This window comes from Citrobacter sp. Cs237 (assembly GCF_030332325.1).
In the GTDB taxonomy this organism is placed as follows: Bacteria; Pseudomonadota; Gammaproteobacteria; order Enterobacterales; family Enterobacteriaceae; genus Citrobacter_A; species Citrobacter_A sedlakii.
Window position 1 is genome coordinate 368,088 of record NZ_JAOWIB010000109.1, and the last position, 14,329, is coordinate 382,416.

14 protein-coding genes and 2 pseudogenes are annotated in these 14,329 nt (G+C 54.3%); 8 read left to right on the forward strand and 8 right to left on the reverse strand.

The features are described 5' to 3' along the window. Nucleotides 1-5: 5 nt before the first annotated feature. Nucleotides 6-1,724, forward strand: a pseudogene (locus OGY07_RS21920) (potassium/proton antiporter); the annotation flags it as partial. Here OGY07_RS21920 and OGY07_RS23535 read toward each other — a convergent pair. From OGY07_RS23535 to OGY07_RS21930, 3 genes and pseudogenes are all read right to left on the reverse strand, one after another. Next, nucleotides 1,677-1,781 (reverse strand): annotated as a pseudogene (locus tag OGY07_RS23535) (hypothetical protein); the annotation flags it as partial. The pseudogenes OGY07_RS21920 and OGY07_RS23535 overlap by 48 nt on opposite strands. A gap of 11 nt (nt 1,782-1,792) precedes the next feature. Beyond that, nucleotides 1,793-2,863, reverse strand: coding sequence for a catabolic alanine racemase DadX (gene dadX, locus OGY07_RS21925; protein WP_286603146.1), 1,071 nt, complete (start codon nt 2,861-2,863; stop codon nt 1,793-1,795). Nucleotides 2,864-2,875: 12 nt separating this feature from the next. Further along, nucleotides 2,876-4,174, reverse strand: a complete 1,299-nt coding sequence (locus OGY07_RS21930; protein ID WP_286603148.1) for a D-amino acid dehydrogenase — start codon at nt 4,172-4,174, stop codon at nt 2,876-2,878. Between the two features lie 322 nt (nt 4,175-4,496). Here OGY07_RS21930 and OGY07_RS21935 point away from each other — a divergent pair, with 322 nt between their 5' ends. Further along, nucleotides 4,497-6,029 (forward strand): SpoVR family protein, encoded by a 1,533-nt coding sequence (locus OGY07_RS21935; RefSeq protein ID WP_042287691.1) that lies wholly within the window; start codon nt 4,497-4,499, stop codon nt 6,027-6,029. Nucleotides 6,030-6,110: 81 nt separating this feature from the next. Here the strand turns inward: OGY07_RS21935 and fadR are convergent, their stop codons facing one another. Next, nucleotides 6,111-6,830, reverse strand: a complete 720-nt coding sequence (gene fadR, locus OGY07_RS21940) for a fatty acid metabolism transcriptional regulator FadR (RefSeq protein WP_042287694.1) — start codon at nt 6,828-6,830, stop codon at nt 6,111-6,113. Nucleotides 6,831-7,056: 226 nt separating this feature from the next. On the opposite strand from fadR, the gene nhaB reads away from it, so the two are divergent. The 3 genes from nhaB to OGY07_RS21955 all read left to right on the forward strand — a co-directional run bounded on the left by nhaB (nt 7,057) and on the right by OGY07_RS21955 (nt 9,726). Next, nucleotides 7,057-8,601, forward strand: a complete 1,545-nt coding sequence (gene nhaB, locus OGY07_RS21945; RefSeq protein WP_042287696.1) for a Na(+)/H(+) antiporter NhaB — start codon at nt 7,057-7,059, stop codon at nt 8,599-8,601. 141 nt (nt 8,602-8,742) lie between these two features. Continuing rightward, the gene (dsbB, locus tag OGY07_RS21950; protein ID WP_042287698.1) at nt 8,743-9,273 is read left to right on the forward strand and encodes a disulfide bond formation protein DsbB; all 531 of its coding nucleotides are present in this window, start codon (nt 8,743-8,745) and stop codon (nt 9,271-9,273) included. A gap of 111 nt (nt 9,274-9,384) precedes the next feature. Then, on the forward strand, nt 9,385-9,726 hold the full coding sequence (locus OGY07_RS21955) for a TehB family protein (RefSeq protein WP_042287700.1): 342 nt from the start codon (nt 9,385-9,387) through the stop codon (nt 9,724-9,726). A 23-nt stretch (nt 9,727-9,749) separates the two neighbouring features. Here the strand turns inward: OGY07_RS21955 and ycgN are convergent, their stop codons facing one another. The 3 genes from ycgN to OGY07_RS21970 all read right to left on the reverse strand — a co-directional run bounded on the left by ycgN (nt 9,750) and on the right by OGY07_RS21970 (nt 11,312). Beyond that, nucleotides 9,750-10,196, reverse strand: a complete 447-nt coding sequence (ycgN, locus tag OGY07_RS21960) for a cysteine cluster protein YcgN (protein WP_060569797.1) — start codon at nt 10,194-10,196, stop codon at nt 9,750-9,752. Nucleotides 10,197-10,289: 93 nt separating this feature from the next. Beyond that, entirely contained in the window at nt 10,290-10,949 is a 660-nt protein-coding gene (locus OGY07_RS21965) for a fumarylacetoacetate hydrolase family protein (RefSeq protein ID WP_042287702.1), read from the reverse strand. Between the two features lie 69 nt (nt 10,950-11,018). Next, nucleotides 11,019-11,312 carry a YcgL domain-containing protein gene (locus OGY07_RS21970; protein ID WP_042287705.1) on the reverse strand — a complete coding sequence of 98 codons (294 nt, stop codon included), beginning with the start codon at nt 11,310-11,312 and terminating at the stop codon, nt 11,019-11,021. A 126-nt stretch (nt 11,313-11,438) separates the two neighbouring features. Between OGY07_RS21970 and minC the strand changes: the two genes are divergently transcribed. Genes minC through minE form a run of 3 tightly spaced genes read left to right on the forward strand, consistent with a single transcriptional unit; the run spans nt 11,439 to nt 13,252 of the window. Then, a complete protein-coding gene (gene minC / locus OGY07_RS21975) occupies nt 11,439-12,146 on the forward strand; it encodes a septum site-determining protein MinC (RefSeq protein WP_286603153.1) in 708 nt (235 codons plus the stop codon). Nucleotides 12,147-12,169: 23 nt separating this feature from the next. Further along, nucleotides 12,170-12,982 (forward strand): septum site-determining protein MinD, encoded by an 813-nt coding sequence (minD, locus tag OGY07_RS21980; protein ID WP_286603155.1) that lies wholly within the window; start codon nt 12,170-12,172, stop codon nt 12,980-12,982. A gap of 3 nt (nt 12,983-12,985) precedes the next feature. Next, the gene (minE, locus tag OGY07_RS21985) at nt 12,986-13,252 is read left to right on the forward strand and encodes a cell division topological specificity factor MinE (protein WP_001185666.1); all 267 of its coding nucleotides are present in this window, start codon (nt 12,986-12,988) and stop codon (nt 13,250-13,252) included. 126 nt (nt 13,253-13,378) lie between these two features. Here minE and OGY07_RS21990 read toward each other — a convergent pair whose 3' ends face one another. Next, nucleotides 13,379-14,296 (reverse strand): LysR substrate-binding domain-containing protein, encoded by a 918-nt coding sequence (locus OGY07_RS21990; protein WP_199957401.1) that lies wholly within the window; start codon nt 14,294-14,296, stop codon nt 13,379-13,381. Between the last annotated feature and the right edge of the window lie 33 nt (nt 14,297-14,329).

Below are 14,329 nucleotides of genomic sequence, written 5' to 3' on the forward strand. Positions count from 1 at the left end.
GACCGTTGGACGCCACTGCAATAATCAGTCTTTTTATCCTGGGGTCCGTCCTCGTCACCAGCAGTATCTTACTCAGTTCATTTTCGTCACGTCTCGGTATCCCCATTCTGGTTATTTTCCTCGCCATCGGCATGCTGGCAGGCGTTGATGGCGTGGGCGGTATACCGTTCGACAACTATCCGTTTGCATATATGGTCAGTAACCTGGCGCTGGCGATTATCCTGCTGGATGGCGGGATGCGTACGCAGGCCAGTTCCTTTCGCGTCGCGCTGGGTCCGGCGCTGTCGCTGGCGACCGTCGGCGTGCTGATCACCTCTGGCTTGACCGGCATGATGGCGGCGTGGCTGTTTAAGCTGGACCTGATCGAAGGCTTGCTGATTGGCGCGATTGTCGGCTCTACCGACGCCGCAGCGGTTTTTTCGCTGCTCGGCGGCAAGGGGCTGAACGAACGCGTGGGCTCAACGCTGGAAATCGAATCCGGCAGTAACGATCCGATGGCGGTATTCCTCACCATTACCCTGATTGAGATGATCCAGCAGCATGAGACCGGCCTGAGCTGGATGTTCGCGGTCCATATCATTCAGCAGTTTGGTCTCGGGATCGCGCTTGGCTTAGGCGGCGGCTACCTGCTTCAACAGATGATCAACCGCATTTCCCTGCCCGGCGGTCTGTATCCGCTGCTGGCCCTGAGCGGCGGGATCCTGATTTTCGCCTTAACCACCGCGCTGGACGGCAGCGGGATACTGGCGGTATACCTGTGCGGCTTTTTGCTGGGCAACCGCCCGATCCGCAACCGTTACGCGATACTGCAAAACTTCGATGGGCTGGCCTGGCTGGCGCAAATTGCCATGTTCCTCGTACTGGGACTGCTCGTTACGCCGTCTGACCTGCTGCCCATAGCCGTCCCGGCGCTGATGCTGTCGGCGTGGATGATTTTCTTTGCCCGTCCCATTTCGGTTTTTGCCGGGTTACTGCCGTTCCGCGGCTTTAACCTGCGCGAGCGGGTATTCATCAGTTGGGTTGGACTGCGCGGCGCGGTTCCCATCATTCTTGCGGTGTTTCCGATGATGGCTGGTCTGGACAACGCGCGCCTGTTTTTCAACGTCGCCTTCTTCGTGGTGCTGATCTCGTTGTTGTTTCAGGGCACCTCGCTCTCGTGGGCGGCGAAAAAAGCGAAGGTCGTGGTGCCGCCCGTGGGTTGGCCGGTTTCCCGGGTGGGGCTGGATATTCATCCGGAAAACCCCTGGGAGCAGTTTGTCTACCAGCTCAGCGCCGACAAATGGTGTGTGGGCGCGGCCCTTCGCGATCTGCATATGCCGCAGGAGACGCGCATTGCAGCGCTGTTCCGCAACAATGAGCTGTTTCACCCAACCGGCAGCACCCGTTTACAGGAAGGCGATGTGCTCTGCGTGATAGGACGCGAACGCGATTTGCCTGCGCTGGGCAAACTGTTCAGCCAGTCACCGCCGGTGGCGCTGGACCAGCGTTTCTTCGGTGATTTCATTCTGGAAGCGAGCGCGAAATTCGCCGATGTGGCGCTGATTTACGGGCTGGAAGACGGAACCGAGTATCGCGACAAACAGCAGACGCTGGGTGAAATTGTCCAGCAGTTGCTCGGCGCCGCGCCAGTCGTGGGCGACCAGGTTGAATTTGCCGGCATGATCTGGACGGTCGCCGAAAAAGAAGATAACGCAGTGCGCAAAGTCGGGGTGCGCGTGGCGGGAGAAGAAGACGAAGAATAACGATGGCGATGCCGGACACGCGTAGCCGTCGCCCGGCATCGTTCAATAAGTTACACCGTCACAACCGGCACGCGCAGCGCCAGAGCGCACATGAGCTCATAACCGACGGTGCCGGCGGCAGCGGCGACGTCGTCAATCTTAATCTCTTTGCCCCAAAGCTCAACCGGCGTGCCAATCCCCGCCTGCGGACAGGGTGTTAAATCCACCGCCAGCATATCCATAGAGACCGTACCCACCGTCATCGTGCGCACACCGTCAACCAGAACCGGCGTTCCCGTTGGGGCGTGGCGCGGATAGCCGTCGGCATACCCCACCGCGACAATACCGATCCGCTGTTCGTGCTGGGCTGTGAAACGCCCGCCGTAACCAACCCGGTCGCCGGCTTTCAACGTCTGCACGCCGATGATTTCGCTGCAAAGGGACATGACGGGTTTCAGCCCGGTATTGGCGATATCACGCCACTGGCCGGAAGGCGACGCTCCGTACAGAATAATCCCCGGTCGCACCCAGTCGCCGTGGGCTTCCGGATGCCACAAGGTTGCCGCAGAATTCGCCAGCGAACGGCGGCATTCCAGCCCTTCCGTCGCCTGCGCAATCCGCGCCATCGCCTCATTGATGCCGTCAGGGTGTTCAGCATCGGCAAAATGCGACATCAGCGTCATCTCGCCGACGTTCGGCATGGCCCGCAGTTGTTGCCAGACTGTCTGCAACCGTTCCGGTAGAAAACCAAGACGGTTCATCCCGGTATTCACTTTCACGTACACGTCCAGCGGCGCGTTGAGTTTCGCGTTCTGGATTGCCTTCAACTGCCAGTTGCTGTGTACGCACGTTGTCAGCCTCCAGGTATCGTATACGGTCAGATCGTCTGCATGAAAGAAGCCTTCCAGCATCAGGATCGGTCCTTTCCAGCCGCGCTCTCGCAGGGTTATCGCTTCTTCTAAATTGAGCAGCGCAAACCCATCGGTGCCGCCTAACGCATTCCAGATACGTTCAATGCCATGTCCGTAGGCGTTGGCTTTAACCACTGACCAGACGCGGGCGTCCGGTGCAGCCTGACGGACAATACTCAAATTCTGCTTCATCGCCTGCAGGTCAAGGCTGGCCAGTATAGGGCGGGTCATTTCGCATCCTTATCAGTGATGTGCGCCATGAAGTTGCTGTGGCCGGGATGGCGTATACCCCGGGCTGTAACGCGCCACGCTCAAATCCTCATACGGGATCGCGGGCGTGCGGCCAGAGAGGATATCGCTCAGGAGCTGTCCGGAGCCGCAGGCCATGGTCCACCCCAGCGTCCCGTGTCCGGTATTCAGCAGCAGATTTTTAAAGCGGGTTCGCCCCACGACCGGCGTACCATCCGGCGTCATTGGGCGCAGCCCGGTCCAGAATGTGGCCTGTTCAATGCGTCCACCGCGCGGGTAGAGATCGCGCACCACCATCTCCAGCGTTTCCCGACGCGGCTGGAGCAGTTCGGTATTAAAGCCGACGATTTCCGCCATGCCCCCGACACGAATGCGCTGATCGAAACGGGTAATGGCGATTTTGTAGGTTTCATCAAGAATAGTCGAAACAGGCGCGCCGTCCTCTTCCGCCACAGGGATCGTCAGCGAATAGCCTTTCAGCGGATACACCGGAATATCGACAATGCCTTTCAGCATCGCCGTGGAATAGGAGCCAAAGGCCATCACATACGCATCGGCTTTGATGATTTCGTCGCCGCACTTCACGCCATAGATACGCTCGCCTTCACAGAGCAGCTTGTCCACCGTCGTGTTGAAACGGAACGTGACGCCAGCCTGTTCGGCCATTTGCGCCAGTCGCTGGGTAAAAAGCTGGCAGTCGCCCGTTTCGTCGTTCGGCAACCGCAGCCCGCCGGTCAGCTTATGCGCCACTTCCGCCAGCGCCGGTTCCACTTCCGCCAGCCGGGCAGATTCCAGCAACTGGTACGGCACGCCCGCGTCTTCCAGCACCGCGATGTCCCGGGTGGCGTTTTCATACTGCTGTTCGGTGCGGAAGAGTTGTAGCGTCCCGCCCTGACGTCCTTCGTACTGAATGCCGGTTGACGCACGCAGCGCTTTCAGACAGTCGCGGCTGTATTCCGCGAGACGCACCATGCGGCCTTTGTTTTCCATGTAGTGGCGGGTGTCGCAGTTCCGCAGCATTTGCCACATCCATTTAAGTTGAAACGGCGAACCGTCCAGACGCACGGCCAGCGGCGCGTGGCGCTGAAACATCCATTTAATTGCCTTTAAAGGAACGCCTGGCGCCGCCCAGGGGGCGGCATAGCCTGGTGAAATCTGTCCAGCGTTCGCGGCACTGGTTTCCAGCGCCGGACCGGGTTCACGATCGATGACGGTCACCTCGTGCCCGGCCTGACATAAATACCAGGCGCTGGTCACGCCAACGACGCCACTTCCCAGTATGACAACTCGCATAGCCACTCCGTTAACAGTAAAAGAACAATCTTCTAATTACATCTTGATAACCCAGATGAAAATATTATTCAACATATGGCTTTTTTATGGTGACCTGCCTCACAGATAGCCGATTGCAGGGTGATAGCGATTGTTTGGCATCTCCTGCTATGCCGCATTTTTATCCAGCATAAAATAGCGTAGCGATGGCAATTTCTGGCGGGATAACCAGCAGAAATCGCGAAGAAAAGATCGCATCGCCAACACGGTTTTTAACAGGGTGTTCTATGCTTGAAATGAGGTGCTCCACACAGAGAGCGCCGCCAACAATGAGGGTGCGCGAATGGCTACGATTGATTCCATGAACAAGGACACCACACGGTTGAGCGATGGACCCGACTGGACGTTTGATCTGCTGGATGTTTACCTGGCAGAAATAGACCGCGTGGCAAAACTCTACAGACTGGACACCTATCCGCACCAGATTGAGGTCATCACCTCCGAGCAGATGATGGACGCCTATTCCAGCGTCGGGATGCCGATCAATTATCCGCACTGGTCATTTGGCAAAAAGTTTATCGAAACCGAAAGATTGTATAAACACGGGCAGCAGGGTCTGGCCTATGAGATCGTCATTAACTCGAACCCGTGTATCGCTTATCTGATGGAAGAGAACACCATTACCATGCAGGCGCTGGTAATGGCTCACGCCTGCTACGGGCATAACTCTTTCTTCAAAAACAATTATCTGTTCCGCAGTTGGACCGACGCCAGCTCGATTGTTGATTACCTGATTTTTGCCCGCAATTACATCACTCAGTGCGAAGAGCGTTACGGCGTTGATGAGGTGGAAAAATTGCTGGACTCCTGTCATGCGCTGATGAATTACGGGGTTGATCGCTACAAGCGTCCGCAAAAAATCTCTTTGCAGGAGGAGAAAGCCCGTCAGAAAAGCCGTGAAGAATATCTGCAAAGCCAGGTAAACATGCTGTGGCGTACACTGCCGAAGAAAGAGGAAGAAAAAACGGTGGCCGAGGCGCGACGTTATCCGTCGGAGCCGCAGGAGAACTTGCTCTACTTTATGGAGAAGAACGCGCCACTGTTGGAGTCCTGGCAGCGTGAGATCCTGCGTATCGTGCGCAAAGTGAGCCAGTATTTCTATCCGCAGAAGCAGACCCAGGTGATGAACGAAGGCTGGGCCACCTTCTGGCACTATACGATCCTGAATCATCTTTACGACGAAGGCAAAGTCACCGAGCGCTTTATGCTGGAATTTTTGCACAGCCACACTAACGTGGTGTTCCAGCCGCCCTATAACAGCCCGTGGTACAGCGGCATTAATCCCTATGCGCTGGGCTTTGCGATGTTCCAGGACATCAAGCGCATCTGTCAGTCGCCAACGGAAGAAGATCGCTACTGGTTCCCCGATATGGCGGGATCAGACTGGCTGGAGACGCTGCATTTCGCGATGCGCGACTTTAAAGATGAAAGCTTCATTAGCCAGTTCCTGTCGCCGAAGGTGATGCGTGATTTCCGCTTCTTTACGGTGCTGGACGACGATCGGCATAACTATCTGGAAATCTCTGCGATTCATAACGAGGAAGGCTACCGTGAAATCCGCAATCGCCTGTCGTCACAATATAACCTGAGCAATCTTGAGCCAAATATCCAGGTGTGGAATGTCGATCTGCGCGGCGATCGCTCTCTGACGCTACGCTACATTCCGCACAACCGCGCGCCGCTGGACAAGGGTCGTAAAGAGGTGCTGAAGCACGTGCATCGGCTATGGGGATTTGACGTAACGCTGGAACAGCAGAACGAAGACGGCAGCGTTGAGCTACTGGAACGCTGCCCGGCGAGGGTGAACAGTTTGTAATCGCCCTGTCGCCCGCAGGGGAAACCGCCGGGTTGGATAAACGCAAAAAACCTCTCTGCAGAGAGGTTTTTCTTTTATGTCCTATCGCCCCTGAATCGCGAGATCGCCCGGCAGGTTTTTCTGCATCCGGTGCCAGATCTCGCCGCTGTCGTGACCGTAGCGGCGTACCGTTTCATACACCTGATCGTGCGCGCCTTGCAGGCAAAGTTGCGACAGCTTGTGATAGAACCCCAGCGCCAGGCTGCGCGCTTCCGGATTAGCGAAATAGTGACGCCCGATACGGGTGTACAGCCCTTTCATGCCGTTGAGGATCAGGCCGTAAATCGGGTTGCCGGAGGCAAACGCCAGGCCGCGGAAAATGTTGTAATCAAGTTCCGCAAAGGCGTCGGCGTGGTCGGCAACTTCCTGCGCTGTCGCCAGCACTTCCTGAGCTTTGTCAGGATGCTGACGAAATGCGGTGCGGATAAAGATCGTTGAGATATTGGTTCGCACCGACAGCAGATTATCAATCAGTTGCGGAACGCTTTCATGATCGAGACGCGCCAGGGTTTCAAGAATGTTCAGCCCGGACGTTTCCCAGAAATTATTCACCTTCGTCGGTTTGCCGTGCTGAATGGTCAACCAACCATCACGCGCCAGACGCTGAAGCACTTCACGCAAAGTGGTACGCGTCACCCCGATCAGCTCGGAGAGTTCACGTTCAGCAGGCAGAATAGTGCCCGGGGGGAAGCGGTTATTCCAGATACTTTCAATGATGTACTCTTCCGCGAAACCCGCCGGGCTCTGCGCCTTAATGACCATAGTGAGATTTCCATTACACAGCAAAACATAGTTACACTCATCATACCAGACGGGTTACAACCCCGATAGCGCAGGCAACAAAGAAAAAGGGGATCAAGGCTTCATTTTCCGGATAACGCCGCGCCGGTATATAAGGTTAAGGACTTGCCTGGTTTAGCGCTGACCGCTAAGCTTTGCGGCTAAACATAAAAACATCATTTCATTTAATTAGGTAAGGGAAACCGCCATGGAGATCTCCTGGGGTCGCGCATTCTGGCGCAACTTTTTAGGCCAGTCGCCAGACTGGTACAAACTCGCTCTACTGATATTTCTGATCGTTAACCCGCTGATTTTCATGATCAACCCCTTCGTAGCGGGATGGTTGCTAGTGGCGGAATTTATCTTCACGCTGGCCATGGCCCTGAAATGCTACCCGCTGCTGCCGGGCGGACTGCTGGCGATTGAAGCGGTGATGATCGGCATGACCAGCGCCGCCCATGTGCGCGAAGAAGTCGCGGCCAATCTGGAAGTCCTGCTGCTGCTGATGTTTATGGTGGCGGGCATCTACTTTATGAAGCAGTTACTGCTGTTTATTTTTACCCGCTTACTGTTGAGTATTCGCTCCAAAACCATGCTATCGCTGGCCTTCTGCATTGCCGCCGCCTTTCTTTCGGCTTTCCTTGATGCGCTTACCGTGGTTGCCGTCGTGATCAGCGTTGCCGTTGGCTTTTACGGTATTTATCACCGTGTGGCCTCCGCGCGCGGTGAAGATAACGATATTCTGGACGACAGCCATATCGATCAGCATTACAAAACGGTGCTGGAGCAGTTCCGCGGCTTTTTACGCAGCCTGATGATGCACGCAGGCGTTGGGACCGCGCTTGGCGGCGTGATGACCATGGTGGGCGAACCGCAGAACCTGATTATTGCAAAAGCCGCCGGCTGGCACTTTGGCGACTTCTTTCTGCGCATGTCGCCTGTCACCCTCCCCGTGCTGATTTGCGGCCTGCTGACCTGCGTATTGGTAGAGAAAATGCGCTGGTTTGGTTATGGCGAAACGCTGCCGGAAAAAGTGCGTGAAGTCTTGCAGCAGTTTGACGATCAAAACCGCCATCAGCGCACCCGTCAGGACCGACTGAAACTGGTGGTGCAGGCGATTATCGGCGTCTGGCTGGTGGTTGCCCTGGCGCTGCATCTGGCGGAAGTGGGGCTGATTGGCCTGTCGGTCATTATTTTAGCGACCTCGCTAACCGGCGTAACTGACGAGCACGCCATCGGCAAAGCGTTTACCGAGTCACTGCCCTTTACCGCCCTGCTGACCGTGTTTTTCTCGATTGTCGCCGTGATCATTGACCAGCATCTGTTTACGCCGATCATCCAGTATGTCCTGCAGGCGTCGGAGCATGCCCAGTTAACGCTGTTTTATCTGTTTAACGGGCTGCTCTCTTCGATCTCCGATAACGTCTTCGTCGGCACGATTTACATCAACGAAGCCAAAGCGGCGATGGAAAGCGGCGCGATCTCACTGCAACAGTTTGAACTGCTGGCGGTGGCCATTAATACTGGCACCAACCTGCCGTCGGTCGCCACACCAAATGGCCAGGCGGCCTTCCTGTTCCTGTTGACTTCTGCCCTTGCGCCATTGATTCGCCTCTCTTATGGTCGGATGGTGTGGATGGCGCTGCCTTATACCGTTGTTCTGACGCTGGTGGGTCTGCTGTGCGTGGAGTTCACTCTCGCCCCGTACACCGAATGGATGACCCGGATCGGCCTTTTAGCTACACTTCCATAACAACTTACCGGGCATTTCACTGCCCGGTTTGCCTTTTTGCGTGATAATTATCCAATTACACAATATTTCATTTTCTCCTGGTGGCGCAGTTATTGAATTGGTTTACACTGCCGTGTCTACGCATATTGCAGGGAAATAACTATGTTGCGATTTTTGAACCAGTGCTCACGGGGTCGGGGCGCATGGTTACTGATGGCATTGACTGCCCTGGCGCTCGAACTGGTCGCGCTGTGGTTTCAGCATGTCATGCTACTTAAACCGTGTGTGTTGTGCATTTACGAACGCTGTGCGCTGTTTGGCATCATGGGCGCCGGGTTAGTCGGCGCCATCGCGCCGAAAACGCCGTTACGCTATGTCGCGCTGGTGATTTGGATATACAGCGCCATCCGCGGCGTTCAACTGGCATGGGAACACACCATGATTCAGTTACATCCTTCCCCCTTCATGACCTGTGATTTTATGGCGCGCTTCCCGGGCTGGCTGCCGCTGGATAAATGGTTGCCGCAAGTGTTTGTTGCCTCTGGCGACTGTGCGGAACGTCAGTGGGAATTTTTAAGCCTCGAAATGCCGCAGTGGTTGTTGGGCATTTTTGCCGCTTATCTGGTGGTGGCGATTCTGGTGTTAATCGCGCAGCCGTTTAAGCCGAAAAGACGCGATCTGTTTGGTCGTTAATCCGCAACGCTCCCACCCGGGGGCGTTTTTTTTGCCGGAAAATCATTGCGTGCGACGCTTTATAAGATGTATATTAAATACATCTTATAAAGCCCACCAGGGGGAGTCCTTATGTCACATCTACGCATCCCGGCAAACTGGAAAATCAAACGTTCAACCCCATTTTTCACCAAAGATAACGTCCCCGCAGCGCTTCTCTCCCACCACAACACTGCCGCCGGCGTTTTCGGTCAATTGTGTGTCATGGAAGGGACGGTCACCTATTACGGTTTCGCTAACGAAGAAGCAAAAGAACCGGAAGTGAAAGTGGTGATCAACGCCGGCCAGTTCGCCACCAGCCCACCGCAGTACTGGCACCGGGTCGAGTTGAGCGATGACGCTCAGTTTAACATCAACTTCTGGGTCGATGAAGATCACGAAGGCGAGCAGATGTATCAGGCGAAAAACGCATAACATCCGCTCTCAGCATGGGCGGCTCAGTCCGCCCATTCAGGTTTATTCAGAATATGGTCCTGCCAGTCGCGGACTTCTGACTCTTTTACCGCAATATGGCGCACCGAGATGCGTTCGCCGTGCATCGCCGCTTTTGACCCCGTCAGCAGCGGGTGCCACGCGGGTAACCCTTTCCCTTCCGCCAGTAAACGATACGCACAGGTCATCGGCAGCCATTCAAAAGTCGGCAAATTATCACGCGTGAGTTTGATACAGTCAGGCTCGTATTCGAAACGGCGTTCGTAGTTGCGACACTGGCAGGTTTTGATGTTTAACTGTCGGCAGGCGACATTGGTAAAATAGATTTCGTCAGTGTCTTCGTCCATCAGCTTATGCAGACAGCACTGACCACAGCCATCACAGAGCGACTCCCATTCGGCATCGGTCATTTCATCCAGGGTTTTACTTTGCCAGAAAGGTAAATCGCTCATCAGGGTATCCGCCATTGCTGTAAAGCTGCACCTTATAACCAGTCTGGCACGCTGATGCAAGTTTTGCCGCCCAAAAAAGGCGGCAAAGGGCTTTTACAGAACGCGAGTCGTAAGGGAATGGCCGTTGAAATGAATCTCCAGCTCGTCGCCGCTGGCAAGCGGCCCGACGCCTTCCGGGGTACCGGTCAATACAACGTCTCCGGCCTTCAGGGTAAAGAATTTACTCATATACGCAATCAGCGGCACGATTTTGTGGATCATGTCGGCGGTCGTGCCCTGCTGGCGAACCTCGCCGTTTACCGTCAGGCTAAGCGGCGTATCCTGCGGATCGCCGTTAAATTCAGCAGCCGGAATAAACCCCGACAACGGGCAGGAATTATCGAAGCCTTTGGCTTTTTCCCATGGCTGCCCCGCCTTCTTCATTTTGCCCTGAATGTCGCGCAGCGTCAGATCGAGCGCCACACCGTAACCGGCAATGGCTTTACGCACATGATCTTCCGTCGCCTGGCGTAACGTAGCGCCAATCAGAACCGCCAGTTCGACTTCATGATGCACCGCGCCCATCGCCGTTGGAATCGCCAACGGCTGGCGCAGATCGCAAAGCGCTGTTTCCGGTTTGATAAACAGCACCGGCTCATCCGGCGTCGCGCTTCCCATCTCTTTAATATGTTTTGCGTAGTTGCTGCCTACGCAAACCACTTTGCTTGCCGGGAAGTCGAGCAGCGCGCCCTGCCAGTTATGATGTTGATACATGCTTTTCCCCTAATCTGTCATCCTGGATGGTCAGTAATGGCACCGGCAAGGCTTAACGCCGGATACCGTTTATTTATCCGTTTCTGGAGCGTGCTGCGAGGAGGCTGAAAGATGTTGCTTCAATAAATCTTCCGGCGGCGGAGGCAATTGTAAATAATATCCCTGCTCCGCTAAGGCTTGCTTTACTTTATCCAGATCGGCGTTGACTAACTTCTTACGACCATCCAGCGGCAATATCATTGCCAGTTTTGGCTGGCCAAATCCTTTCATCAGCTCTTCAGGTACGCGTGAAAAATCGTCTTTTTTTTCGACATATAAATAGGTCTGGTCACGTCGGGTACTTCTGTAGATCACACAAAACATACATTTTACTCTGAATTAAACGGTTGGCGACTTGCCTCAATATAATAGTGACTATAACATGCCTTCTGGACTTCGGAATATCATCCCATATCGGGGATGATAAATAGCAAATTGAGTAAGGCCAGGATGTCAAACACGCCCATCGAACTTAAAGGCAGTAGCTTCACCTTATCAGTGGTTCATTTGCATGAAGCCGAACCCGAGGTTATTCGTCAGGCGTTAGAAGACAAAATCGCTCAGGCTCCCGCTTTTTTAAAACACGCCCCGGTGGTGATTAACGTCAGCGGTCTGGACGCGCCGGTAAACTGGCCGGTTCTGCAGGAGGTGGTGACCTCCACAGGACTGCGGATTATCGGGGTCAGCGGCTGCAAAGACGCCCGTTTAAAAGCGGAAATCGACCAGATGGGCCTTCCCTTATTGACTGAAGGGAAAGAAAAAGCCGCGCGTTCCGCGCCAACTGAACCCGTCGCCCCTGTCGCCCCGGCGCAAAACGCTGGTTCCGTCACAAAAACGCGATTTATTGATGTGCCGGTTCGTTCCGGTCAGCGCATTTATGCACCACAATGTGATCTGATTGTTACAAGTCACGTCAGCGCTGGCGCAGAGCTTATCGCTGACGGTAATATTCATGTCTACGGCATGATGAGAGGCCGTGCGCTGGCGGGCGCAAGCGGCGATCGGGAAGCGCAAATTTTTTGTACCCATCTGACGGCAGAACTGGTCTCTATCGCAGGTGTTTACTGGCTGAGTGATAAAATCCCAGCAGAATTTTATGGCAAAGCGGCCCGTTTGCAGTTAGCAGACAACGCTTTGACAGTTCAACCGTTGAATTGATCCCTTTTTAACAAGGAATTTCTATGGCACGCATTATTGTAGTTACTTCGGGTAAAGGGGGCGTTGGCAAAACCACCTCCAGCGCGGCCATCGCTACTGGTTTGGCCCAGAAGGGAAAGAAAACTGTCGTTATTGATTTTGATATCGGCCTGCGTAACCTCGATCTTATCATGGGGTGTGAACGCCGGGTCGTTTACGATTTCGTCAACGTCATTCAGGGCGATGCGACGCTGAATCAGGCGTTGATCAAGGACAAACGTACTGAAAACCTCTTTATTCTTCCTGCCTCTCAGACGCGCGATAAAGACGCCCTGACCCGCGAAGGCGTCGCGAAAGTCCTCGACGATCTGAAAGCGATGAATTTCGACTTCATTGTCTGCGACTCCCCGGCGGGGATTGAAACCGGCGCGCTGATGGCGCTCTACTTCGCCGATGAAGCGATCATCACCACGAACCCGGAAGTCTCCTCAGTTCGTGACTCCGACCGCATTCTGGGGATTCTGGCGTCGAAATCCCGCCGCGCCGAAAATGGCGAAGAACCGATCAAAGAACATCTGCTGCTGACGCGCTACAACCCTGGCCGGGTGAATAAAGGCGATATGCTCAGCATGGAAGATGTGCTGGAAATCCTGCGCATTAAGCTTGTCGGGGTGATCCCGGAAGATCAGTCTGTACTGCGCGCCTCTAACCAGGGCGAGCCGGTCATTCTGGATATCAATGCAGACGCGGGTAAAGCGTATGCCGATACGGTAGATCGTCTGTTGGGAGAAGAACGTCCTTTCCGCTTCATTGAAGAAGAGAAGAAAGGTTTCCTCAAACGCCTGTTCGGAGGATAAGTTATGGCATTACTGGATTTTTTTCTCTCGCGGAAAAAGAGTACAGCCAACATCGCGAAAGAGCGATTACAGATTATTGTCGCAGAGCGTCGTCGTAGCGACGCCGAGCCGCATTATTTACCGCAGTTACGCAAAGATATTCTTGAGGTCATTTGTAAATACGTACAAATCGATCCTGAAATGGTCACCGTTCAGCTTGAACAAAAAGACGGCGACATTTCTATTCTCGAACTTAACGTGACATTGCCAGAAGCGGAAGAGTCGAAATAACGCTTTCGCTCAGAAAAATCCTGGAAAAAAAGGCGGAACTTTCTGCCTTTTTTATTTGTATAAGAAAATCGTAATAAACATTTTTTCTGGTCAAAATATTGGTTATTTATACAGTATGACCTGAATTCATTTCACGGAAAATGTCGGATAGCGGTCGGCGAAATAATCCCGCAAAAACTCAACCGTAATTCGTACCTTCGCGGAGTTCGCCAGCCGGGAGACATAAACGGCCCAGATGTTTGCTGGTTGATAATACTCCGGCAGAACCTGCACCAGTTGACCGCTGGCAATATTGTCACAGACATCCCACCATGAGCGTAACGCAATCCCCTGGCCGTCCAGGCACCACTGGTGAACGATCTCCCCATGGTTCGACGACAGCGCGCCTGTCACTTTGATGGCATGTTGCCCCTCTTTATTTTGGAGTTGCCAAACGCCAAATGGGTGATCGCGCTCTTTTATTACCAGACAGGAACAGGCGGACAGCTCCGTCAGTTGCTTTGGCGTGCCGTGCTGCGCTAAAAATGACGGCGAGGCGCAAAGAATACGATAGTTCGTACCCAGTTTGCGGGCGATAAGATTCGGCGCGATATCATCGCCAATGCGAATATCCAGATCGACGCCTTCATTTGCCAGATCCACCAGCCGATCTTCGACATCAAAGCGCAATTCCAACTGGGGATACTGCTTCGCCAGCGCTGAAAGCGCGGGCGCTACCACGCGCCGGCCAAAGCCAAAGCTACTGATGATCCGCAGCATCCCTTGCGGCACCTGACGTACGTCAGAAAGCTCGTCCATCATCTGATCCACATCATACAAAATACGCTGCGCCCAGGCGTAGATGCGCTCGCCCTCTTCGGTCATGCTCACCCGCCGGGTGGTGCGATGCAGCAGAACCACGTTGAGCGTGTGTTCCAGTAGGGCGATACGTTTGCTGACGAAGGCAGGCGATACGCCCATCTCCTGCGCCACCGCGGCAAATCCCGAGCGCCGGGCAACCTGCATAAAGACGCGTAAGTCATTTAACAACGGCAGATTATTCATGATCTGTGTTTTATGTTTCACCAGTTGGTCTCA

Excerpts from the sequence above, each read along its gene's own strand:
- minD (WP_286603155.1), top strand. The coding sequence starts at position 12,170 with ATGGCACGCATTATTGTAGTTACTTCGGGTAAAGGGGGCGTTGGCAAA.
- OGY07_RS21935 (WP_042287691.1), top strand. The coding sequence starts at position 4,497 with ATGGCTACGATTGATTCCATGAACAAGGACACCACACGGTTGAGCGAT.
- OGY07_RS21955 (WP_042287700.1), top strand. The coding sequence starts at position 9,385 with ATGTCACATCTACGCATCCCGGCAAACTGGAAAATCAAACGTTCAACC.
- fadR (WP_042287694.1), bottom strand. The coding sequence starts at position 6,830 with ATGGTCATTAAGGCGCAGAGCCCGGCGGGTTTCGCGGAAGAGTACATC.
- OGY07_RS21930 (WP_286603148.1), bottom strand. The coding sequence starts at position 4,174 with ATGCGAGTTGTCATACTGGGAAGTGGCGTCGTTGGCGTGACCAGCGCC.
- nhaB (WP_042287696.1), top strand. The coding sequence starts at position 7,057 with ATGGAGATCTCCTGGGGTCGCGCATTCTGGCGCAACTTTTTAGGCCAG.
- OGY07_RS21990 (WP_199957401.1), bottom strand. The coding sequence starts at position 14,296 with ATGAATAATCTGCCGTTGTTAAATGACTTACGCGTCTTTATGCAGGTT.
- OGY07_RS21965 (WP_042287702.1), bottom strand. The coding sequence starts at position 10,949 with ATGTATCAACATCATAACTGGCAGGGCGCGCTGCTCGACTTCCCGGCA.
- minE (WP_001185666.1), top strand. The coding sequence starts at position 12,986 with ATGGCATTACTGGATTTTTTTCTCTCGCGGAAAAAGAGTACAGCCAAC.
- dsbB (WP_042287698.1), top strand. The coding sequence starts at position 8,743 with ATGTTGCGATTTTTGAACCAGTGCTCACGGGGTCGGGGCGCATGGTTA.
- minC (WP_286603153.1), top strand. The coding sequence starts at position 11,439 with ATGTCAAACACGCCCATCGAACTTAAAGGCAGTAGCTTCACCTTATCA.
- dadX (WP_286603146.1), bottom strand. The coding sequence starts at position 2,863 with ATGACCCGCCCTATACTGGCCAGCCTTGACCTGCAGGCGATGAAGCAG.
- ycgN (WP_060569797.1), bottom strand. The coding sequence starts at position 10,196 with ATGAGCGATTTACCTTTCTGGCAAAGTAAAACCCTGGATGAAATGACC.
- OGY07_RS21970 (WP_042287705.1), bottom strand. The coding sequence starts at position 11,312 with ATGTTTTGTGTGATCTACAGAAGTACCCGACGTGACCAGACCTATTTA.